The following is a 17,472-nucleotide window of genomic DNA, read 5'->3' as shown; positions in this document are numbered from 1 at the left end:
GACGATGACCGGCAATTCCACGAATATGATACTTGCCGTGGAAGCCCATGGTCTCGTCAAGACCTTCGGCGCATTCCGGGCGGTCGATGGCATCGACATCGCCGTGCCCACAGGCGCGATCTACGGCATCCTTGGCCCCAATGGCGCGGGCAAGACGACGCTGCTGCGCACCCTGCTCGGCATCATCGACCCGGACGAAGGCCATCGCAGCCTGCTCGGCCAGGACGCGCCGCTGCGCATGGCGGCACAGGTCGGCTATCTGCCCGAGGAGCGCGGCCTCTACCCCTCGATGAAAGCCTATGACGCCATTGCCTTCATGGGCGCGCTGCGCGGGCTGCCACTCAAGACCGGGCGCGAACGCGCCCGCGCGCTGATGACGACCCATGGCCTGGCCGACGCCATCGACAAGCCCGTGCGCCAGCTGTCCAAGGGCATGGCCCAGACCGTGCAACTGCTCGGCACCATCGTCCATGGCCCCCGCCTCATCGTCCTGGACGAACCCTTTTCCGGCCTCGACGCCTTCAACCAGGGCCGCCTCGAAGCGCTGATCCGCGAACAGGCGCGCAGCGGCGTCACCATCCTGTTTTCCACCCATGTCATCGCCCACGCCGAACGGCTGTGCGAGCGGGTCGCCATCGTCGCGGGCGGGCGCATCCGGTTCGAAGGCACCGTCGCTGCCGCGCGCGACCGGCTGCGCCCGCAGGTCCGGCTGCGCACACGCGCGATCGACGGCGGATGGCGACGCGCGCTGCCGCAGGACGCGGTCGCGGAAGGCGGCGCGTGGCATTTCGGACTGCCCGCATTGGGCATCGAACCGCTGCTGCGCGCGCTGCTCGACGGCCATGCCGGCATCGAAAGCCTGTCGATCGAACGCCCCGGCCTGCACGATGCCTTCGTTGCGATCGTCGGCGAAGCGGCCGCGCGGCAGATGGACGGGGAAGACGCGCGATGAGCGAAATCATGCGCGCCGCCTATGTCATCGCCCGGCGCGATTTTTCCGCGGTCGTCTTCTCCAAGACGTTCTTCTTCTTCCTGCTCGGTCCGCTCTTCCCGATCCTCATCGGCATGGCGTTTGGCGGGCTGGGCGAAAAGATCTCGACCACGGACCTGCGCCCGATCGTCGGCATCGCCCTGCCTGCCGCCGACGCCGCCCGGATCGAGCGCACCCACGCCATCCTGACCGAACGGATGGGGCCGCAGGCGCTGCCCCGCCTGCGTCGCGTCGCCACCGATGAAACGCCCGCCGCGCTGCTGGCGCGCACCGATTCGGGCGTAGCGGCCATCCTCTCCGGCTCGATCGACCGGCCCCGATTGACCGGAAAGGCCGCCGATATCGACCGGTTGGAAGGCGATGTCAGCCTGCTCGTCAGCGCGACCAATGCCACAGAATCGCTCCGCATGATCCCGGTCGAACGGCACGAGGTCGCCACCAGCCGGGGCGCGCAGGCGCAGGCGCAGATGCTGCTGGGCCGCGTTGCCCAGGTCGTCATCTTCTTTCTCACCCTGATCCTGGCGGGCATGGTCCTGTCCAATCTGGTCGAGGAAAAGACCAACAAGATCATCGAAATACTCGCTGCCGCCGTGCCCATCGACGCGATCTTCCTCGGCAAGCTGCTGGCGATGCTGGCGATGAGCTTCGTCGGCATCCTGTTCTGGGGGGGATCGGCGCTCGCGATCTTCCTCGCCACCCGCGACCCTGCGACCATCATTGCGACGCCGGCGGTCGGCTGGACCGCGTTCATCGCACTGGGCGTCGCCTATTTCACCATGGCCTATACGCTGCTCGGGTCGCTGTTCCTGGGGATCGGCGCGCAGGCAGCGACCGTGCGCGAGGTGCAGACGCTCAACATGCCGGTCACCATGGCGCAGATGCTGATCTTCTTCTTCGCAAGCTATGCGGTCGACCATCAGGGCAGCGCCGCCGATGTCGCCGCGATGATATTCCCCTGGAGTTCGCCCTTCGCGATGATCGCCCACGCCGCCTATGACGATGCCATCTGGCCGCATCTGCTGGCGCTGCTGTGGCAGGCCATCTTCGTCGCCGTCATCATCCGCGTCGGCGTGCTGCTGTTCCGCCGCCATGTGCTCAAGTCCGGCGGCGCCGGCTGGCGGGGACTGTTCAGGCGACGGTCAGCGTGGGGCGCGTAGGAACCATGGCATGACGAGACGACAATGGCTTGGCGGCGCGGCGGCGGGCGCGATCGGTGCTCTGTTGTGGCGCGCGGGATTGCCCGATGCCAGGGCCGCCGCCTATCCCTTCACGCTGACCGATGCGCAGTGGCGCAAGTGCCTCTCCCCGCTCGCCTATAATGTGTTGCGTCATGAAGCGACCGAACGCCCGTTCACCAGCCCGCTCGACAAGGAGCATCGCGCCGGCATCTTCGCCTGCGCGGGCTGCGACCAGCCGCTGTTCGATGCGAGGACCAAGTTCGACAGCGGCACCGGCTGGCCCAGCTTCTGGCGGCCCCTGCCGCGCGCGGTGGGCACCTCGCGCGATTTCGGCCTGGGCTATCCCCGCACCGAAGTGCATTGCGCCCGCTGCGGCGGGCATCTGGGGCATGTCTTTGACGATGGCCCCCGGCCGACCGGCAAGCGCTATTGCATGAACGGCGTGGCGCTCGCCTTCCGCCCGGCCTGATCTACCTCGCCACCCGGTAAACCCGGATCGCGCCCGCCATCGGCACCGGCGTCAGCCATCCGGGCGCCCGCCCTTTCAGCAGCGCAGCGGCCAGCCCGTCGGGCCTGACCTTGGCATATTGCTCCAGTTCGTTCAGCCCCGGACAGGTGATCAGATAGGCCGGCCCCCGCCCGCCCCCGGTCGCCATCACGATGGCGCGCGACCGGTCCGGCGTGGCCAGGAAGGCGCCGACCACGGCATTGATGCCGCGCAGATTGCGATGATGCCCCGTCCCCACGACGCTGTGCGGCGTCCTGACCAATATGTCCGGTCCCAGGTCGAGCGGCGTGAACAACAGGCTGGGCGGCAGGCGGTCGAGCGTGTCGATGGTCGCCGATGTACGGCAAATCTTGCCGGCCGCCTTCGACGGCGCCGACACGCTATCGACGGCGCCCAGCCATGATGCGGCCATTCCCACCGGGGTCAGCAGCACCAGCGCGGCCGATCCGAACACTCTTGCCAGGCTGTATCTGGCCATCTGGACGCGGCGGAACAAAGCGATCAGCAGCCAGGCCGTGCCGGGCAGCGCGCACAGATGCGCCACGGTGATCGCGCGCATTACCATCATCGACACCAGCGTCGCGCCGAACAGCAACAGGCCGATGGTCAGCCAGCGTATTCGCGTGTCGCCGCGCGGCGCGGCCCGCCACGCCAATGCCGTGCCGACAAGGCCGGTGATCGCCGGCAGCAGGATAACACCGGCCATGCCGATCTCCTGCTTCCAGATGGGCAGCCCTTCCACGACCCCCATATACCAGTAGCGATAGGCAAGCGGGCTGAGCGCCGCGAACGGTCCGTTGGTCGCGCAATGCTGGCCCGACAGCAGGAAGATCAGCGCCGCGCAACCCGCGCCAAGCGCCGCCGCGATCAGCCTGCGGCCGGCGGTCGTTCCCCGCATCAGCCGGTCGGCAACCGGCATGGCAATGGCAAAGCCGCCGAGCGGCAGCAGATAGACCGACGTCAGCGAATCGCATTCGTTTCCCGACACCGCCGACCAGCCGCGCGTGACCAGCACCAGCAAGGCGGACGCCGCGCCCAGCGCCGCCGCATAACCGGTCAGGCGTGGCCGTTCCGCGCCGTCGGTCCACTGGCGCATGGCAAATGTGCCGCCCAGCAGCGCGGCATAGGGCAATCCCTCGCTGGAAATGGTCAGCCACAGTGCGATCGCAAGCCCCGCAACGATGCCGCCACGCCGCGGCGCGCCGTCGAGCGCGCCGCAAAGCGCGACGCCCGCCATCAGGATCTGCCAGCCATGATGGTCGATACGCAGCGGGGGAAACTGGATGAGGATGGTCGGCGTCACCAGCAGCAGCGCGACCGCGAACAGCGGCGGCGCATCGCCGTCGGCCAGCAGTCGCATCGCGCGATGGAGCACCGCGCACAGGCAACCGAGCAACAGCAGCGGCACGGCGGTGCAGGCGATCAATTCCGCCGTCGCCATGCCGACAAATGGCCGCGTCAGCAGGATGATTGCCGCGATCGGCAAATCGACGATCCGCGACCAGTGCATCGGCCCGCCCAGCGGCGGGTTGACGCGGTGCTGGCTGACATCGAACCAGCCCTGCCCGCCGATCCAGTCGCGCACCTGCTGCAACCGCATCGCGTCATCGACGTCGATGAACTGGAACAGCGCGATGCTCTGGCGGAACCAGAACAGCGCGATCATGCAAAAGATCAGCCATAGGCCGACCAGCAGCACCATCGGATTGCGGGCCGGCGCGAATCGGGGCTTGCGGGGCATTGTTGCCGCCAGCGGGCTAGCGGATGCCGAAGATGCCATATTTCCGAATCGCATAGACGGTAAGGAAACTGATGCCGATGGCCACGCCCTTGGCCGCGGCTGCATGAATGCCAACGGCGGTCAGCCCGCCCACCACCGCCATGGTGATGCCCATGCCGAGCAGCGCGCTGGCGAAGAAGGCGACGCGCTGCGCATGACTGGCGCGCGGCGCGCCATTGCCGCCAGTGCGGAACACGTAACGGATGCTGATGCTCCAATGGACGAGCATGCCGGTGACATAGCCAAGGAAGGCAGCGACCATGGGGGGCCAGCCGATCGTGGTAATGGCCAGGAACAGCGCCATGTCCACGGCCAGCGCGATGATGCTGGCGAGCAGGTAGCGGGCCATGGTGAAGCGCTGGATACGCAAGGCGAGCGTTACCACGCGCGCCTGCATGCCGCCTGCCATGCGATCGGACACTGTCGCGGCTATCGGTTCGGGCATGGGGCTCAGGCCGCCTTCAGCCGGCTGGGCACCAGCCGCTCGCTGGCAAGCGCCGCCCGTTCGCCTTCGTCCCCCGCTTCATGATATTCGGCGTCCTCGTTGACGCCCCACACGTCATAGACGCGGGCGCCGGCTTCGATGTTGCGGACGGTCAGCATCGCCGTCATCATCGCATGATCCTGGTTGTTATAGCGATGCATGCCGTTGCGGCCGACCAGATGAAGCGTGGAATAGCGCGCTTCCAGTTCGCTGCGCAGCGCCAGCACATTGGCGGCATATTCATCGTCATAGACCGGATAGGCCTTTTCCTGCCGCACCACCGCGCCGCCGACGACATCGTCGGGGTTGCACAGGCCCAGGGTCGCCATTTCCTGTTTCGCCAGTTCGATCAGGTCGGCATCGGCCGACGCCCACAACCCGTCGCCTTCGAAGCAGAAATATTCAAGGCCCACGCAGGCCAGGCTGGGATCGGGCACCATTTCGGGCGACCAGCTGCGGAAATTCTGGATGCGGCCGACCTGCACCTTGCTGTCGTGGATATAGATCCAGTTGTCGGGGAAAATATCGTCGCCCTTGACCATCAGCGCGACGGTCAGGAAGTCGCGATATTTCAGCTCCATGGCTTCGGGAAGGGCAACGGGCAGCGGATGGATGCGCCCGGCCAGTTCGCGCATCGGCGCGGAACTGACGACATGGGCGGCGTTGATGATCACCTCGCCCTCGGGGCCGTCGGCGACCATGCGCCAGCGCCCCGTGCCCTGGTCCTGCGCGATCTGCTTGAGGCCATGGCCCATCAGCACACGGTTGCCGCCCGCGACCACGAAGTCGCGCGCCGCCTCCCACATCATGCCGGGGCCAAGCCGGGGATAGCGGAATGTCTCCAGCAGCGTCTTGGTTTCCATGCCGTCATTGGGCTTCTTGTTGAGTTTCAGGCTGCGCTTGAGCCCATCGACCACCGCGCCCCACAGCGACAGCCCCTTGATCCGCTGCGCTGCCCAGTCGGCCGACATCTCGTCGCACGGCATGCCCCACACCTTTTCGGTATAGGTCTTGAAAAAGATCGAAAACAGCTTGTGGCCGAACGCATTGACGGTCCAGTCCTGGAACGACCGGACATTGCGGTTGGGAAACATCTTCGCTTTGGCAAAGCTCGCCATGCACAGGGTGGAACGCAGAACGCCCAGATTCCACAGCGCCTCGAACGCGCGCAGCGGATAGCTGTAGAATTTGCCCTCATAATAGATGCGGCTCATGCGCGGCCGCTGGATGAAATCGTCGGGCAATATCTCGTTCCACAGGTCGACCACTTCCTTCGACCTTGAAAAGAAGCGATGGCCGCCGATGTCGAAGCGAAATCCGTTCATCTCGACCGTGCGGCTGATGCCGCCGACATAGACCGGGTCCTTCTCGATGACGGTGACGCTATAACCCTTCTTGGTCAGCAGATAGGCGGCGGTCAGTCCCGCCGGCCCTGCGCCGATGATGGCAACATCCACGCTCTGATCGTTACGCGGCATCCTGATGGTCCCCCGGCTAGTCCTTCGTGACTTCGGGAGTGAAGGAAATCCTCTAAGGAATGGTTAATGGATCGTAACGAAAAAGAGCCGCTCCGCATGGTGCGGAACGGCTCTTCTTGCGCGACTGCGCCGCGCGCGGGTTCAACGCGGGTTCAACGCGGATTCAACCCTGGCGCTGTGCCTGCGCCAGCGTGCCCAGGTCCTCGCGCGCGTCGCTCAGCGCGTCGCCGAAACAGGCGCGATAATCGCTGGTCGCGGGCAGGATCGTCCCGTTATGCCAGCCGCACACTTTCTTGGCGGCCCTGGTGATGCGCGAATCCGCCTGGCGCAGCCCGTGGTCGCTGCCAAGGTTGAGGTCCGCGACCGACACGCTGATGCTGCGGGTCATGGCGCCGGTCGTCCCATCGACGATCACGTCATAATTTCTGTCGAGCGCCGATGCGGCCGTGGGCAGCGCAAGCGTCAATGCGGCGGCCATCGCCGCCATCATCTTTCCGGTCATCCTGTTCTCCTGTCGTCATTTTTTTGCCCGGCGCCTGACTTGGGCTTCGGGTCGACGCCTAAATAGGATTTTTCGACCGAAATAGGAAGGGGAAAGCGCGGATTTCCGCCAAAAAATCCGGTCCACTCGGCCCGAACTGGCATTGCGCGGAATCATCCGCCTTACCAACCATCTAGTGCCGGAAATGCCGCATCCCGGTGAACAGCATCGCCAATCCCGCCTCATCCGCCGCCGCGATCACCTCTTCGTCGCGGATCGACCCGCCCGGCTGGATCACCGCCGTCGCACCCGCTTCGACCGCCGCCAGCAACCCGTCGGCAAACGGAAAGAACGCATCCGACGCCACCGCCGACCCGATCGTACGCGGCTCGCTCCAGCCCGCTTTCTCAGCCGCGTCCTTCGCCTTCCACGCCGCGATCCGCGCGGATTCGAGCCGGTTCATCTGCCCCGCGCCCACGCCCGCCGTGCTGCCGTCCCGCGCGTAAACGATCGCGTTCGACTTCACATGCTTGGCAACGGTCCACGCGAACAGGCAATCGGCGCGCTCCTGCTGCGTCGGCGCCCGCTTGGTCACAACCCGAAGAGCGTCCGGATCGATCCTGCCATTGTCGCGGCTCTGCACCAGCAATCCTCCGGCGATGGTCTTGATCTGCATCCCTGGCCGCGCCGGATCGGGCAGGTCGCCCGTCAGCAGCAGGCGCAAATTCTTCTTCCTGGCAAAGATCGCCCGCGCCGCTTCATCGGCGTCCGGCGCGGCGACGACTTCGGTGAAAATCCCGCTGATCGCTTCGGCTGTCGGCCCGTCGAGCGGGCGGTTGACGGCGATGATTCCCCCGAACGCCGACACGCTGTCGCAGGCAAGCGCGGCCTCATAGGCTTCGATCAGCGTCGCCCCGGTGGCGACGCCGCAGGGGTTGGCGTGCTTGACGATCACCACCGTCGGCGGGCCGTCACGAAATTCGCTGACCAGTTCGAGCGCGGCGTCTGCGTCATTGTAATTATTGTAGCTCAGTTCCTTGCCCTGCACCTGCCGCGCCTGGGCGATGCCGTTGGCCGCAGGCCCCATGGGCAGGTAAAGCGCGGCCGACTGATGCGGATTTTCGCCGTAGCGCAACGGGGTTGCCAATCTGCTGGCGACCGCCAGCGTTTCGGGGAAAATCGCGCCTTGATCGGCATGGGCAAACCAGCTGGCGATCATCGAATCATAAGCAGCGGTAGCCGCATAGGCCTTTGCCGCGAGCATGCGACGGAAGTCGTAGCTGGTCGCGCCACCCTTTTCGGCCATTTCGGCGATCAGCCGGGCATAGTCGGCCGGATCGGTGACGATCGCCACGCTTTCGTGGTTCTTGGCGGCGGAGCGAACCATCGAAGGCCCGCCGATATCGATATTCTCGATAATCTCCGCGCGCTCTGCCCCCTTCGCGACAGTGGCGGCGAACGGATAGAGATTGACCACGACCAGATCGATAGCCTGTATCTGATGTTCATCCATCGAAGCGACATGATCGGGGTTCCCGCGCACCGCCAGCAGCCCGCCATGAACCTTGGGATGCAGCGTCTTGACGCGACCGTCCATCATCTCGGGGAAGCCCGTGAGGTCGGAAATATCCATGACGTCCAGCCCCGCGTCGCGCAACGCCTTCGCCGTGCCGCCGGTCGACACCAGTTCGACGCCGTGTCCGCTCAGTGCACGGCCCAGTTCGGCAAGGCCATTCTTGTCCGACACGGACAAGAGGGCGCGCTTGATGATGACGTCGGTCATGAGAGGTTCCTGCGTGAGCGATATGGGCCGGGACTTTGCGCCAGCCCCTTAGCGGCGCCTGACCTAAAAAGACAGCCCTGCCTGAATGTGTATCGACAGCGGTGATAGGGATAGTCCGGCCTAGCCGACCCGCTTCAATATCCAGCCGATGCTGACGCCCCCAGGTAGCGCCTCGGCGGAGACGACCAGCTGTCGCGTCGGGTGCGGACGACCGTCGCCATCCACCCACAGGCTTTCCTCGACCGTCAGCACGCCGGCGCCGGTGCGAAATTGCCAGAGCGCGCCGAGATCGATCCGCAGCAGCGCACCCTGATTATCGGCGGTCAGCGTCGGCTCCACGCCCGGCGCGAGGTGAAAGCGGATCTGGACCGGCAGGCGCCCCGGTTTGCGACGCCGCTCGGCCGGGGTCAGCATGTCTTCGCCCCGGATTTCCTTGCCATCGCCGCTCATCAGCAGCAGGCGGCGGTGGACATAGCCCAGCCGCCGGACATAGCCGTCATGGCTCAGATCGAGGCGCGAGCCATTGTCGAGTTCCTGGCGGTTGATATCGACTTCGGTCACGCCCTTGCCCAGTGTACCGTCCGGCAGCAGTGCGGTCGAATTGCTGTCGTCGAGCACCAGCGTCGAATGGGCGGCGGTGGTGCGCAGCCCCTGCGCGAGGCTGGCCGGAATCCAGGCCCCGCCAAGCGCTGCGCCGCCGCAATTGACGATCAGGCGACAGGGGCCGTCCGACAGCTCGATCGCGCCCGTCGAGGCGCAGCCTGCCGCCGCGAGCCGGGCGACCGGCGGCGGCGCGGCGTCGACCTGCAGCACGGTGGTCCCTGCAACGAGCCGCTGATAGCCCCAGTCGCGTGCCTGACGCAGCGGCCGCGCGCGCACCCGGCTGGCGTTCACGATCGCGCTGACCCGGCCCGGATCGATCGCGCCAGCGCCCTGCCAGGAGCCAAGTCCGCCATCACCATGAGCCAGGCCCTGAAGCGCGGGAACCACGCGCGCCAGCGCCTCGCCCAGAAAGGCAGGAGTAGTTTCGCGTCGCACGTCATAGACCGCGCGCACCATCGACAGCAGCATCACGCCTTCGAGCTGGGCAAGCGGAGAACGGGAAATGGTGCCGCCATCGGCGTAGAAGGCGTTGTCGATCGCGCGCTTGAGCCCCGCTTCACCGAAAATCTTGCGCGCCGCACCGCCGGGAAGCAGCATCGAAGCGGCGACTATCCCGCCCCAGGCGACGAGGCGGGGCAGGCCTTGCGCCGCCTTGTCGGCGCTCTTGTCGAGATGGCGAGCCGTGCGCGCAACGCAGTTGAGCACCAGCGAGCGATAGACCAGATCGCTCGACGACAGGATGAAAGGCGCATAGGCCGTCCAATAGAGGAGTCTCCAGCCAGCATTGTCGGCTCGCCAGGCCGGATCGGTAGGCGTGTCGGCATGCGCGGCGAGCCAGCGGCGCATCACATGCTCGGCCACAGGCGCGCCCTGCTCACGCGGTGCGGCGGCGGCGAGATCGCGCAACCAGGCGAAGCTGTGCAGATAGTCGGTGAAGGCCGGAATGAGATCGAGCCGCTCAAAATCGAGCGTGTCGAGCGGCTGCTTCATACCCCGGAAAAGAAAATGGCCGGCGCGAATCGCCTGGCCGCTGCGCGGGTCACCGGGAATCTCGTCGTCCGGCACCGCCAACAGCTTGAGCGGATATTTGCCCTTGAGGTGACGACCGTGGAGCGGCGTCTTCCAACTCAGCAGATAGAAGTGGTTGGCGATCCGCTGGGTAAGCGACAGCCCCTTGTCATCCGACAGGCGGATGAGACGCCTGCCCTGCTCGATCCCGTCATCGTCGGGCGAATCGGAAGCCGGGCCGGTGGAAATGCGCCGGAGGTCGTTCACCCCCCTCTTAGCTTTCGGATATTGTCGGCATAGGCCGATGGTCCGCCGCGAAAGGTCGCGGTGCCCGCGACCAAAACGTCCGCGCCCGCCGCGATCGCGCGTGGCGCGGTGCTGAAATCGATGCCACCATCGACCTGGAGGCGGATGTCGCGCCCGCTCTTGTCGATCATCTTGCGGCACGCTTCGATCTTGCGAAGCTGGCTTTCTATGAAACTCTGGCCGCCAAAGCCCGGATTGACGCTCATCACCAGGATCAGGTCGACATCGTCAATCAGATAGTCGAGCATCTTGGCCGGCGTGCCCGGATTGAGGACTACGCCCGCCTTCACGCCCAGCGATTTGATATACTGAATGCTGCGATGGATGTGCGGACCCGCTTCGGGATGAATCGTGAGAATATCGGCGCCAGCCTGAGCGAAAGCGTCGAGAAATCCGTCCACCGGGGAAATCATCAGGTGAACGTCCATTACCTTCTGCGTATGGGGGCGAAGCGCCTTGACCACCCCGGGACCGATCGTGATGTTTGGCACGAAATGCCCATCCATGACATCGACATGGACCCAGTCGCAGCCGGCCTCGTCGATGGCGCGAACCTCCTCGCCCAGACGGGCGAAGTCGGCGGAAAGGATCGAGGGCGAGATGAGGATTTTTTGGTCAGTCATTAACCCGTCGCCTTAACCGGGCGCTTGGACGCGCGCAACCATTGTGCAGCGGTTCAGGTGCGGAAAAAGCGGACGATGAAAAAGCCGTCGGTTCCGCCCCGATCGGCCAATGTTCCCGGCAGGGTGCGGACCCAGCCCTGGGCCGACGCAGCGACATCCCGGGGCAATTCGTCGGGCGTCGGCGCGTCCAGCGCAAAATCGGGATGCGCGGCAAGGAATCGAACGGCCTGATCCTCGCCCTCGGCCCTTTCGAGCGAGCAGGTTGCGTAAACAAGTACGCCGCCCGGCCTGACCCAATGCGCAGCCCGGTTGAGCAGCTGCGCCTGGAGATCGGCAAGTTCGGCGATCTGTCGCGAGCCGATGCGGTGAAGCACGTCGGGGTGGCGGCGATAAATGCCGGTCGCGCTGCACGGTGCATCGAGCAGGACCGCGTCGGCGGACTCGACCGGCTGCCATTGGCGCAGGTCGGCCGTCACCACCTGAGCGGCAAGGCCGGTACGCGCAAGATTTTCGGTCAGCCGTTGAAGGCGCCTGGCTGACTGGTCCACGGCCGTCACGTTCCACCCGGCCGCCGCAAGCTGCATCGTCTTGCCGCCGGGCGCAGCACACAGGTCGAGCACGGCGCGCCCGCTGCCCGCACCCATCAGGCGCGCGGGAATGGCGGCGGCGAGGTCCTGAACCCACCAGGCCCCTTCCGCGAAACCGGCAAGGTCGGTCACGGTCGCATGGTCAGGCAAGCGGACATGGCCCGGCGCAAGGCTTTCGCCGCCCAGAAGCGTTGCCCAATGCGCGGTCTGGGCGGGATCGCGCAAGGAGAGGTCGACCGGGGGCCGCACGGCGTAGGCGCGCGCCGCGTCCTTGGCCATGGCGTCACCCCATTGCTTGGCCCACCGCTCCGCCACGCCTTCGGGCAGCGTCGGAGAATCGGGCAGGACCGGCGCGGCGCGCGTCACCGTGCCGAATACGCCATGGACCAGTTTGCGCGGGCCGCCATCGACCAGCGGCAGAGCGGTGGCGATCGCCGCGTGGGCCGGCGTGCCGAGCACCAGCGCCTGAACAAGGGCGATGCGCAGCACCATGCGCGCCTTGGCGTCTTCGGGCAGCGGCTGGCGGGTCGCACCGTCGATCAATGCGTCGAGATCTGGCAACCGGCGCAGGACTTCGGCGGCGATGGCGTGGACGAGCGCGCGGTCGGCACGGTCGGCGATTCCCTGGCTGGCCCCATGGATCGCCAGTTCGAGCGGTTCGCCCCGGCGCAGCACCGCGTCGAGGAGGCGGAGTGCGGCGCGGCGGGCGGGCAGGCCCGGAACGTCGTCGGATCGGGGGAAATTGCAGGACATTCAGCTGCGCCTAGGGGAAAAGAGTGGCGGTGGAAAGCGGCGCGCGCGGATGATAGAGAGAGGGATAGATGGTCGATCCGGAGCGCAACCATGCGATCCAACATGTAGGAGATTATGATGGGACAGCATGAGGGCAAGCGGCCGGACCATGTGAAGCCGCCCGCGCACCTGTCCAAGAGCCCGCCGGTGCCCGCGCCCGACCCGATCGACAAGGTGCCGGTGCTGGACGAGGCATTGAGCCCCGTGCGCTACGGCGATTGGGAACGCAAGGGAATCGCCATCGATTTCTGATGGTTGGATGGTCAACGCCCGCTTTCCGTTCGTCGCCCCTTTTGCACATTTGCCGCCACGGCGTGCTGCACCCGCGAGCGCCGGCAGGCCCCGGCTGGCCCGATCCGCGCCGAATGTGACATGGGTGCGAGGGCGGACAAGATATGGGGCGCATCCATGAACATGACCTACGACATCAGCATGAAGCCGGTAGCCGATTACACGCCGCAGGACGCGGCCCTGCTGTGCGGCGTCGGCCGCATCATCTGCGCCTGGAGCATGCTGGAGCAGCGGCTGGAAGCCAAGATCACGATGCTGCGCGAAGCGATGGGCGACGTCCGCACGGTGGGTTCGCGCGCGCGCCCGACGATGGCCAAGCTGATGACCGAGCTGCGCACGATGGTCGCGATGCGCGACCGGCGCAACGCCGGCGCGCTGCACGAAATCGCGGCGATCGAGGCCGACATGCAGCGGATCGACCGCTTTCGCCAGCTGATCATCGGCGGTTTCCACGAGCCTGAACCTGGCGGTTTTGCCTGCCGCGACCAGCGCAACAACCGGCTGCACGTCTCGCTCGACCAGCTGGACGGCGAGATCGCCGCGCTCGAAGATGTCGGCAATCGCCTGCTGGAGGTATGATCGCGGCTGGCGGCCGGTGCGCGCGGCTTTGCCCGCCCCTTGACCTTTGCCCGTACAGTCGCGATGTCCGCGCCTGCGCCTGAACCCGCAAGCGACTGGAGCATCATGACTCACAAGCCGATCCGCAAGGCCATTTTCCCGGTAGCCGGCCTTGGCACCCGTTTCCTGCCAGCGACCAAGGCAGTTCCCAAGGAATTGCTGCCGGTGGTCGACCGACCGCTGATCCAATATGCGGTGGACGAAGCGCTGGAGGCGGGGATCGAGCAGATGATCTTCATCACCGGCCGGGGCAAGGGCGCGATCGAGGATTATTTCGACATTGCGTTCGAAGCCGAAGCGACGCAGCGCGAGCGGGGCAAGGACCTGTCGGCGCTGGAGGGCACGCGACTGGCGCCGGGCCATGCGATCTTCATCCGCCAGCAGGAACCGCTGGGCCTGGGCCATGCGATATGGTGCGCGCGCGACATCGTCGGCGACGAGCCGTTCGCCATCCTGCTGCCCGACGAGTTCATGCGCGGCGGCAAGGACAATGGCTGCATGAAGCAGATGGTCGCGGCCTATCAACAGGTCGGCGGCAACATGGTCTGCGCGCTGGAAGTGCCGATCGAGGAGACGCCCAGCTATGGCGTCATCGATCCGGGCACGCGCGACGGGCCGCTGACGCAGGTCAGGGGGCTGGTGGAAAAGCCCGCGCCCGGCACCGCGCCGTCCAACCTGATCCTGCCGGGCCGCTACATCCTGCAACCCGAAGTCATGAAGATATTGGAAACGCAGGAAAAAGGCGCGGGCGGCGAGATCCAGTTGACCGATGCGATGGCGGCGATGATCGGCGCCCAGCCGTTCCATGGGCTGACATTCGATGGCCGCCGGTTCGATTGCGGTTCGAAGGCGGGCTATATCGAAGCGAATTTCGCGCTGGCGCTGGAACGCGAGGAACTGCGCGACCAGATCCGCGCCTTTGCCCAGGCGGAGCTGGCGCGGGGGTAGACAGAGGGGACGGGCCACGCTTGACGTGCCCCCTCGCCGATCCCTCCGCACTCGCATATGGCCTTCCGCCTCCTCTGCGACATCATGCTGAATGTATTTCAGCATCCATCGTGCCGCCACAGCCGCCGCAATTGACGAAAAATGGACCCTGAAACAGGTTCAGGGTGACGATGAAGGAGGGAAAGTTTCATATCCGATAGCCCTGCCGTCAGCGGGAAGTGGCTATCGGTTCCGCCCCGCCTGCGCGGGGAGGAGGGGTGTTCTATAGCGCGATCTGCTTCAGCAAGATCGGCCCCGTTCAGAACGGGACTTCGTCGTCCAGGTCGTTGTCGAAATTGGGACCGCCGCGCCCCGCCCCGGATGCCGCGCCACCCGACGAGCGGCCGCCGCCAAAGCCGCCGCCGCCATGGGCATCGCCACCATCGAAGCCGCCCGATCCGCCGCCCCAGTCGGAAACGCCCTGCGACCGGCCGCCGCCGCCCTGGCCGCCGCCGCCGGGCGCGCCGTCGAGCATGGTCAGCACGGAGCCGAGACCCTGGAGCACGACTTCGGTGGAATAGCGGTCATTGCCCGACTGGTCCTGCCATTTGCGGGTGCGCAACTGGCCCTCGATATAGACTTTCGACCCCTTGCGCAGGAAGCGTTCCGCCACACCGACCAGTCCTTCGGAAAAGATCGCGACGGTGTGCCACTCGGTCCGCTCTTTCTTTTCGCCCGAATTGCGATCCTTCCAGCTTTCGGACGTGGCGATGCGCAGGTTGCACACCTTGCCGCCATTCTGGAAGCTCTTGACCTCAGGATCAGCGCCCAGATTGCCGACCAAAATGACCTTGTTGACCGAGCCAGCCATGATTCCTCCGCAGCATGAAAGCGGCTCTTATAAGCCCGCTGCGGTGGCCGTCCAGAAGGTTATCCCTGCGGCGATATAGGCAAGGGCGAAGAGATAGGCCGTCATGAACAGGGGCCATTTCCAGCCGTTGGTTTCGCGCCGGGTGACGGCGATGGTCGATATGCATTGCGGCGCGAACACGAACCAGGCGAGGAAGGCGAGCGCGGTCGGCAGCGGCCAGCGATCCTTGAGGCGATCCCCCAGGCTGCGCTCCAGCTTCGCTTCATCGTCGCCCGCATCGATCGAATAGACGGTGGCAAGCGCGGAGACCGCGACTTCGCGCGCCGCCATCGCCGGAATCAGCGCGAGCGAAATGTCGCGGTTGAAGCCGATGGGTTCGAGAATCACATTGAGCCCGCCGGCGATTCGCCCGGCGATCGAATGATCGACCTGGCTCAGGTCGCTGCCCTGGGGCACCCGCGGAAAGCTCAACAGCAGCCACAGGATCACGGTGGAGGTGAAGATGATGGTCCCGGCGCGCTTGAGGAAAATGACCGCGCGCTGCCACAGGCCGATCATCAGGTCCTGCGGCCGGGGCCATTGATATTTGGGCATTTCCATCAGGAAGCCGCCGCTGGCACCCTTGGTCACGGTCAACCGCAGCACCAGCGCCACGACCAGCGCGCCGACGATGCCGGCGATATAGAGGATGAACAGCACCAGCCCCTGAAGCCCGATGCCAAAGCCCCCGAAAATCTGGCCGACATCGCGCGCGGGAATGAACGCGCCGATGATGACCGCATAGACCGGCAGCCGGGCCGAACAGGTCATCAGTGGCGCGATGAGGATGGTGGTCAGCCGGTCGCGCGGATCGGCGATCGTGCGGGTGGCCATGATGCCGGGGATGGCGCAGGCAAAGGAGGACAATAGCGGAATGAAAGCGCGGCCCGACAGGCCGACCCTGGCCATCAGCCCGTCCATCAGAAAAGCGGCGCGAACCATGTAGCCGGTCGCTTCCAGTATCAGGATGAAAAAGAAGAGAATGAGGATCTGGGGCAGGAACACCACCACCGAGCCGACGCCGTTGATAACGCCATCGACCAGGAAGGAACGGAGGATGCCATCGGGCAGGGTGTCGGAGACAAGGCCGCTGATCGCTTGCGCCGCCCCTTCGATCATCGCGATCGGGGCTTCGGACCAGGCATAGACGGCCTGGAACATCACGAACAACAGTGCCAGCAGCAGCAGCAGGCCGAAGACCGGGTGCAGCGCCACCCGGTCCACCGCCAATGTCAGGCGGCGCGAGGGGGTTTCGCGCACGATGGTCGCCCGCGCGATGCGGCGCGCATCGGCGCGCACGGTATCGAAATCCAGTTCATGCGCGATCGGCCGGGTCGCGGGCGCGGCAGCGCCGAGCAATGTTTCCAGTTCGGCGCGCAGATGATCGAGGCCGCGCTTTCGCACCGCGACGGTGGGGATGACGGGCACGCCCAGTTCCCGCGCCAGGATCGCAGGGTCCAGTTCCAGCCCGTCGCGGGTGGCCAGATCGACCATGTTGAGCGCCACCACCGTCGGCAGGCCGAGCGCGATCAGTTCGAGCGCGAAGCGCAGGTGATTGTCGAGATTGGCGGCATCGACCACGATCACGAGCGCGTCGGGGAGCCTTTCCCCGGCCTGGCGGCCAAGCACGAAGTCGCGCGTGACCTGTTCATCGGGGCTGGCCGGATGCAGGCTGTAGGTGCCCGGCAGGTCGACCAGTTCGACCGGCCGGCCATCGCCGAGCGCAAGGCGGCCTGCCTTGCGCTCCACCGTGACGCCCGGATAATTGCCGAGTTTCTGCCGCGCGCCGGTAAGCGCGTTGAACAGTGCGCTCTTGCCGGCATTGGGATTGCCGACCAGCGCCACCAGCGGCATGACGGTCATGCCTCCATGTCCTGCGGCCCGGTGCGGACGGTGACGGCGGCGGCATGGGCGCGGCGCATGGCGATGGTCATGCGACCCACGCGGCAGGCGATCGGCCCGCGTCCCAGCAGCCCGCCATGGTGCAGCGCTTCGACGCTCGCGCCTTCGCAAAGGCCGAATTCACGCAGCCTCTGGCCCTCGCTGGACGACAGCAGGTCCCAGTCGATCACGTCGATATAGGCGGGTTGGCGCAACGGCAGGTCGGAAAGGCGCAAGGAAGGG

At 66.0% G+C, this 17,472-nt stretch carries 17 protein-coding genes; 6 read left to right on the top strand and 11 right to left on the bottom strand.

Features of this window, described 5'->3' with window-relative positions; genetic code table 11:
• The first annotated feature begins 4 nt into the window (after positions 1–4).
• Genes WG908_RS04785 through msrB form a run of 3 tightly spaced genes read left to right on the top strand, consistent with a single transcriptional unit; the run spans position 5 to position 2,638 of the window.
• Complete coding sequence (locus tag WG908_RS04785; RefSeq protein WP_340185434.1) at positions 5–952, top strand: ABC transporter ATP-binding protein; 948 nt, start codon at positions 5–7, stop codon at positions 950–952.
• Positions 949–2,148 carry an ABC transporter permease gene (locus WG908_RS04780; RefSeq protein WP_340185433.1) on the top strand — a complete coding sequence of 400 codons (1,200 nt, stop codon included), beginning with the start codon at positions 949–951 and terminating at the stop codon, positions 2,146–2,148. Before WG908_RS04785 ends, WG908_RS04780 begins: the two co-directional genes overlap by 4 nt.
• Before the next feature lie 10 nt (positions 2,149–2,158).
• On the top strand, positions 2,159–2,638 hold the full coding sequence (gene msrB, locus WG908_RS04775) for a peptide-methionine (R)-S-oxide reductase MsrB (RefSeq protein WP_340185432.1): 480 nt from the start codon (positions 2,159–2,161) through the stop codon (positions 2,636–2,638).
• Position 2,639: 1 nt separating this feature from the next.
• Here msrB and WG908_RS04770 read toward each other — a convergent pair whose 3' ends face one another.
• The 8 genes from WG908_RS04770 to WG908_RS04735 form a co-directional block, all read right to left on the bottom strand.
• Positions 2,640–4,418 carry a hypothetical protein gene (locus WG908_RS04770; RefSeq protein ID WP_340185431.1) on the bottom strand — a complete coding sequence of 593 codons (1,779 nt, stop codon included), beginning with the start codon at positions 4,416–4,418 and terminating at the stop codon, positions 2,640–2,642.
• A 16-nt stretch (positions 4,419–4,434) separates the two neighbouring features.
• Positions 4,435–4,902, bottom strand: a complete 468-nt coding sequence (locus WG908_RS04765; protein ID WP_445326662.1) for a GtrA family protein — start codon at positions 4,900–4,902, stop codon at positions 4,435–4,437.
• Positions 4,903–4,907: 5 nt separating this feature from the next.
• Complete coding sequence (locus WG908_RS04760) at positions 4,908–6,419, bottom strand: NAD(P)/FAD-dependent oxidoreductase (protein WP_340185430.1); 1,512 nt, start codon at positions 6,417–6,419, stop codon at positions 4,908–4,910.
• A gap of 163 nt (positions 6,420–6,582) precedes the next feature.
• Positions 6,583–6,921, bottom strand: a complete 339-nt coding sequence (locus WG908_RS04755) for a UrcA family protein (protein ID WP_340185429.1) — start codon at positions 6,919–6,921, stop codon at positions 6,583–6,585.
• A 172-nt stretch (positions 6,922–7,093) separates the two neighbouring features.
• Positions 7,094–8,683, bottom strand: coding sequence for a bifunctional phosphoribosylaminoimidazolecarboxamide formyltransferase/IMP cyclohydrolase (gene purH, locus WG908_RS04750; protein ID WP_340185428.1), 1,590 nt, complete (start codon positions 8,681–8,683; stop codon positions 7,094–7,096).
• A gap of 120 nt (positions 8,684–8,803) precedes the next feature.
• Complete coding sequence (locus WG908_RS04745; protein ID WP_340185427.1) at positions 8,804–10,561, bottom strand: heparinase II/III family protein; 1,758 nt, start codon at positions 10,559–10,561, stop codon at positions 8,804–8,806.
• Positions 10,558–11,223 carry a ribulose-phosphate 3-epimerase gene (gene rpe, locus WG908_RS04740; protein ID WP_340185426.1) on the bottom strand — a complete coding sequence of 222 codons (666 nt, stop codon included), beginning with the start codon at positions 11,221–11,223 and terminating at the stop codon, positions 10,558–10,560. The genes WG908_RS04745 and rpe overlap by 4 nt, the downstream gene beginning before the upstream one ends.
• A 53-nt stretch (positions 11,224–11,276) precedes the next feature.
• The gene (locus WG908_RS04735; RefSeq protein WP_340185425.1) at positions 11,277–12,563 is read right to left on the bottom strand and encodes an RsmB/NOP family class I SAM-dependent RNA methyltransferase; all 1,287 of its coding nucleotides are present in this window, start codon (positions 12,561–12,563) and stop codon (positions 11,277–11,279) included.
• 117 nt (positions 12,564–12,680) lie between these two features.
• Here WG908_RS04735 and WG908_RS04730 point away from each other — a divergent pair, with 117 nt between their 5' ends.
• From WG908_RS04730 to WG908_RS04720, 3 genes are all read left to right on the top strand, one after another.
• Positions 12,681–12,854 carry a DUF1674 domain-containing protein gene (locus WG908_RS04730; RefSeq protein WP_340185726.1) on the top strand — a complete coding sequence of 58 codons (174 nt, stop codon included), beginning with the start codon at positions 12,681–12,683 and terminating at the stop codon, positions 12,852–12,854.
• 156 nt (positions 12,855–13,010) lie between these two features.
• Positions 13,011–13,472, top strand: coding sequence for a hypothetical protein (locus tag WG908_RS04725; protein WP_340185424.1), 462 nt, complete (start codon positions 13,011–13,013; stop codon positions 13,470–13,472).
• Positions 13,473–13,577: 105 nt separating this feature from the next.
• Entirely contained in the window at positions 13,578–14,459 is an 882-nt protein-coding gene (locus WG908_RS04720) for a UTP--glucose-1-phosphate uridylyltransferase (protein ID WP_340185423.1), read from the top strand.
• A 298-nt stretch (positions 14,460–14,757) separates the two neighbouring features.
• Here the strand turns inward: WG908_RS04720 and ssb are convergent, their stop codons facing one another.
• The 3 genes from ssb to WG908_RS04705 are packed head-to-tail and all read right to left on the bottom strand — an operon-like array spanning position 14,758 to position 17,465.
• Positions 14,758–15,309: a single-stranded DNA-binding protein gene (ssb, locus tag WG908_RS04715; protein WP_340185422.1), complete on the bottom strand. Its 552-nt coding sequence runs from the start codon at positions 15,307–15,309 to the stop codon at positions 14,758–14,760.
• A gap of 27 nt (positions 15,310–15,336) precedes the next feature.
• The gene (feoB, locus tag WG908_RS04710) at positions 15,337–17,211 is read right to left on the bottom strand and encodes a ferrous iron transporter B (RefSeq protein ID WP_340185421.1); all 1,875 of its coding nucleotides are present in this window, start codon (positions 17,209–17,211) and stop codon (positions 15,337–15,339) included.
• On the bottom strand, positions 17,208–17,465 hold the full coding sequence (locus WG908_RS04705; protein ID WP_340185420.1) for a FeoA family protein: 258 nt from the start codon (positions 17,463–17,465) through the stop codon (positions 17,208–17,210). The genes feoB and WG908_RS04705 overlap by 4 nt, the downstream gene beginning before the upstream one ends.
• Positions 17,466–17,472 lie beyond the last annotated feature (7 nt).

Origin of the sequence: Sphingobium anseongense, from assembly GCF_037725245.1 — a bacterium.
In the GTDB taxonomy this organism is placed as follows: Bacteria; Pseudomonadota; Alphaproteobacteria; order Sphingomonadales; family Sphingomonadaceae; genus Sphingobium.
This window is presented reverse-complemented; position numbering and strand designations above follow the sequence as displayed.

Coding starts and splice junctions, on each gene's coding strand:
- rpe (WP_340185426.1), bottom strand. CDS start 11,223: ATGACTGACCAAAAAATCCTCATCTCGCCCTCGATCCTTTCCGCCGAC.
- feoB (WP_340185421.1), bottom strand. CDS start 17,211: ATGACCGTCATGCCGCTGGTGGCGCTGGTCGGCAATCCCAATGCCGGC.
- purH (WP_340185428.1), bottom strand. CDS start 8,683: ATGACCGACGTCATCATCAAGCGCGCCCTCTTGTCCGTGTCGGACAAG.
- WG908_RS04755 (WP_340185429.1), bottom strand. CDS start 6,921: ATGACCGGAAAGATGATGGCGGCGATGGCCGCCGCATTGACGCTTGCG.
- ssb (WP_340185422.1), bottom strand. CDS start 15,309: ATGGCTGGCTCGGTCAACAAGGTCATTTTGGTCGGCAATCTGGGCGCT.
- WG908_RS04725 (WP_340185424.1), top strand. CDS start 13,011: ATGAACATGACCTACGACATCAGCATGAAGCCGGTAGCCGATTACACG.
- WG908_RS04720 (WP_340185423.1), top strand. CDS start 13,578: ATGACTCACAAGCCGATCCGCAAGGCCATTTTCCCGGTAGCCGGCCTT.
- WG908_RS04785 (WP_340185434.1), top strand. CDS start 5: ATGACCGGCAATTCCACGAATATGATACTTGCCGTGGAAGCCCATGGT.
- WG908_RS04780 (WP_340185433.1), top strand. CDS start 949: ATGAGCGAAATCATGCGCGCCGCCTATGTCATCGCCCGGCGCGATTTT.
- msrB (WP_340185432.1), top strand. CDS start 2,159: ATGACGAGACGACAATGGCTTGGCGGCGCGGCGGCGGGCGCGATCGGT.
- WG908_RS04730 (WP_340185726.1), top strand. CDS start 12,681: ATGGGACAGCATGAGGGCAAGCGGCCGGACCATGTGAAGCCGCCCGCG.
- WG908_RS04760 (WP_340185430.1), bottom strand. CDS start 6,419: ATGCCGCGTAACGATCAGAGCGTGGATGTTGCCATCATCGGCGCAGGG.
- WG908_RS04770 (WP_340185431.1), bottom strand. CDS start 4,418: ATGCCCCGCAAGCCCCGATTCGCGCCGGCCCGCAATCCGATGGTGCTG.
- WG908_RS04765 (WP_445326662.1), bottom strand. CDS start 4,902: ATGCCCGAACCGATAGCCGCGACAGTGTCCGATCGCATGGCAGGCGGC.
- WG908_RS04735 (WP_340185425.1), bottom strand. CDS start 12,563: ATGTCCTGCAATTTCCCCCGATCCGACGACGTTCCGGGCCTGCCCGCC.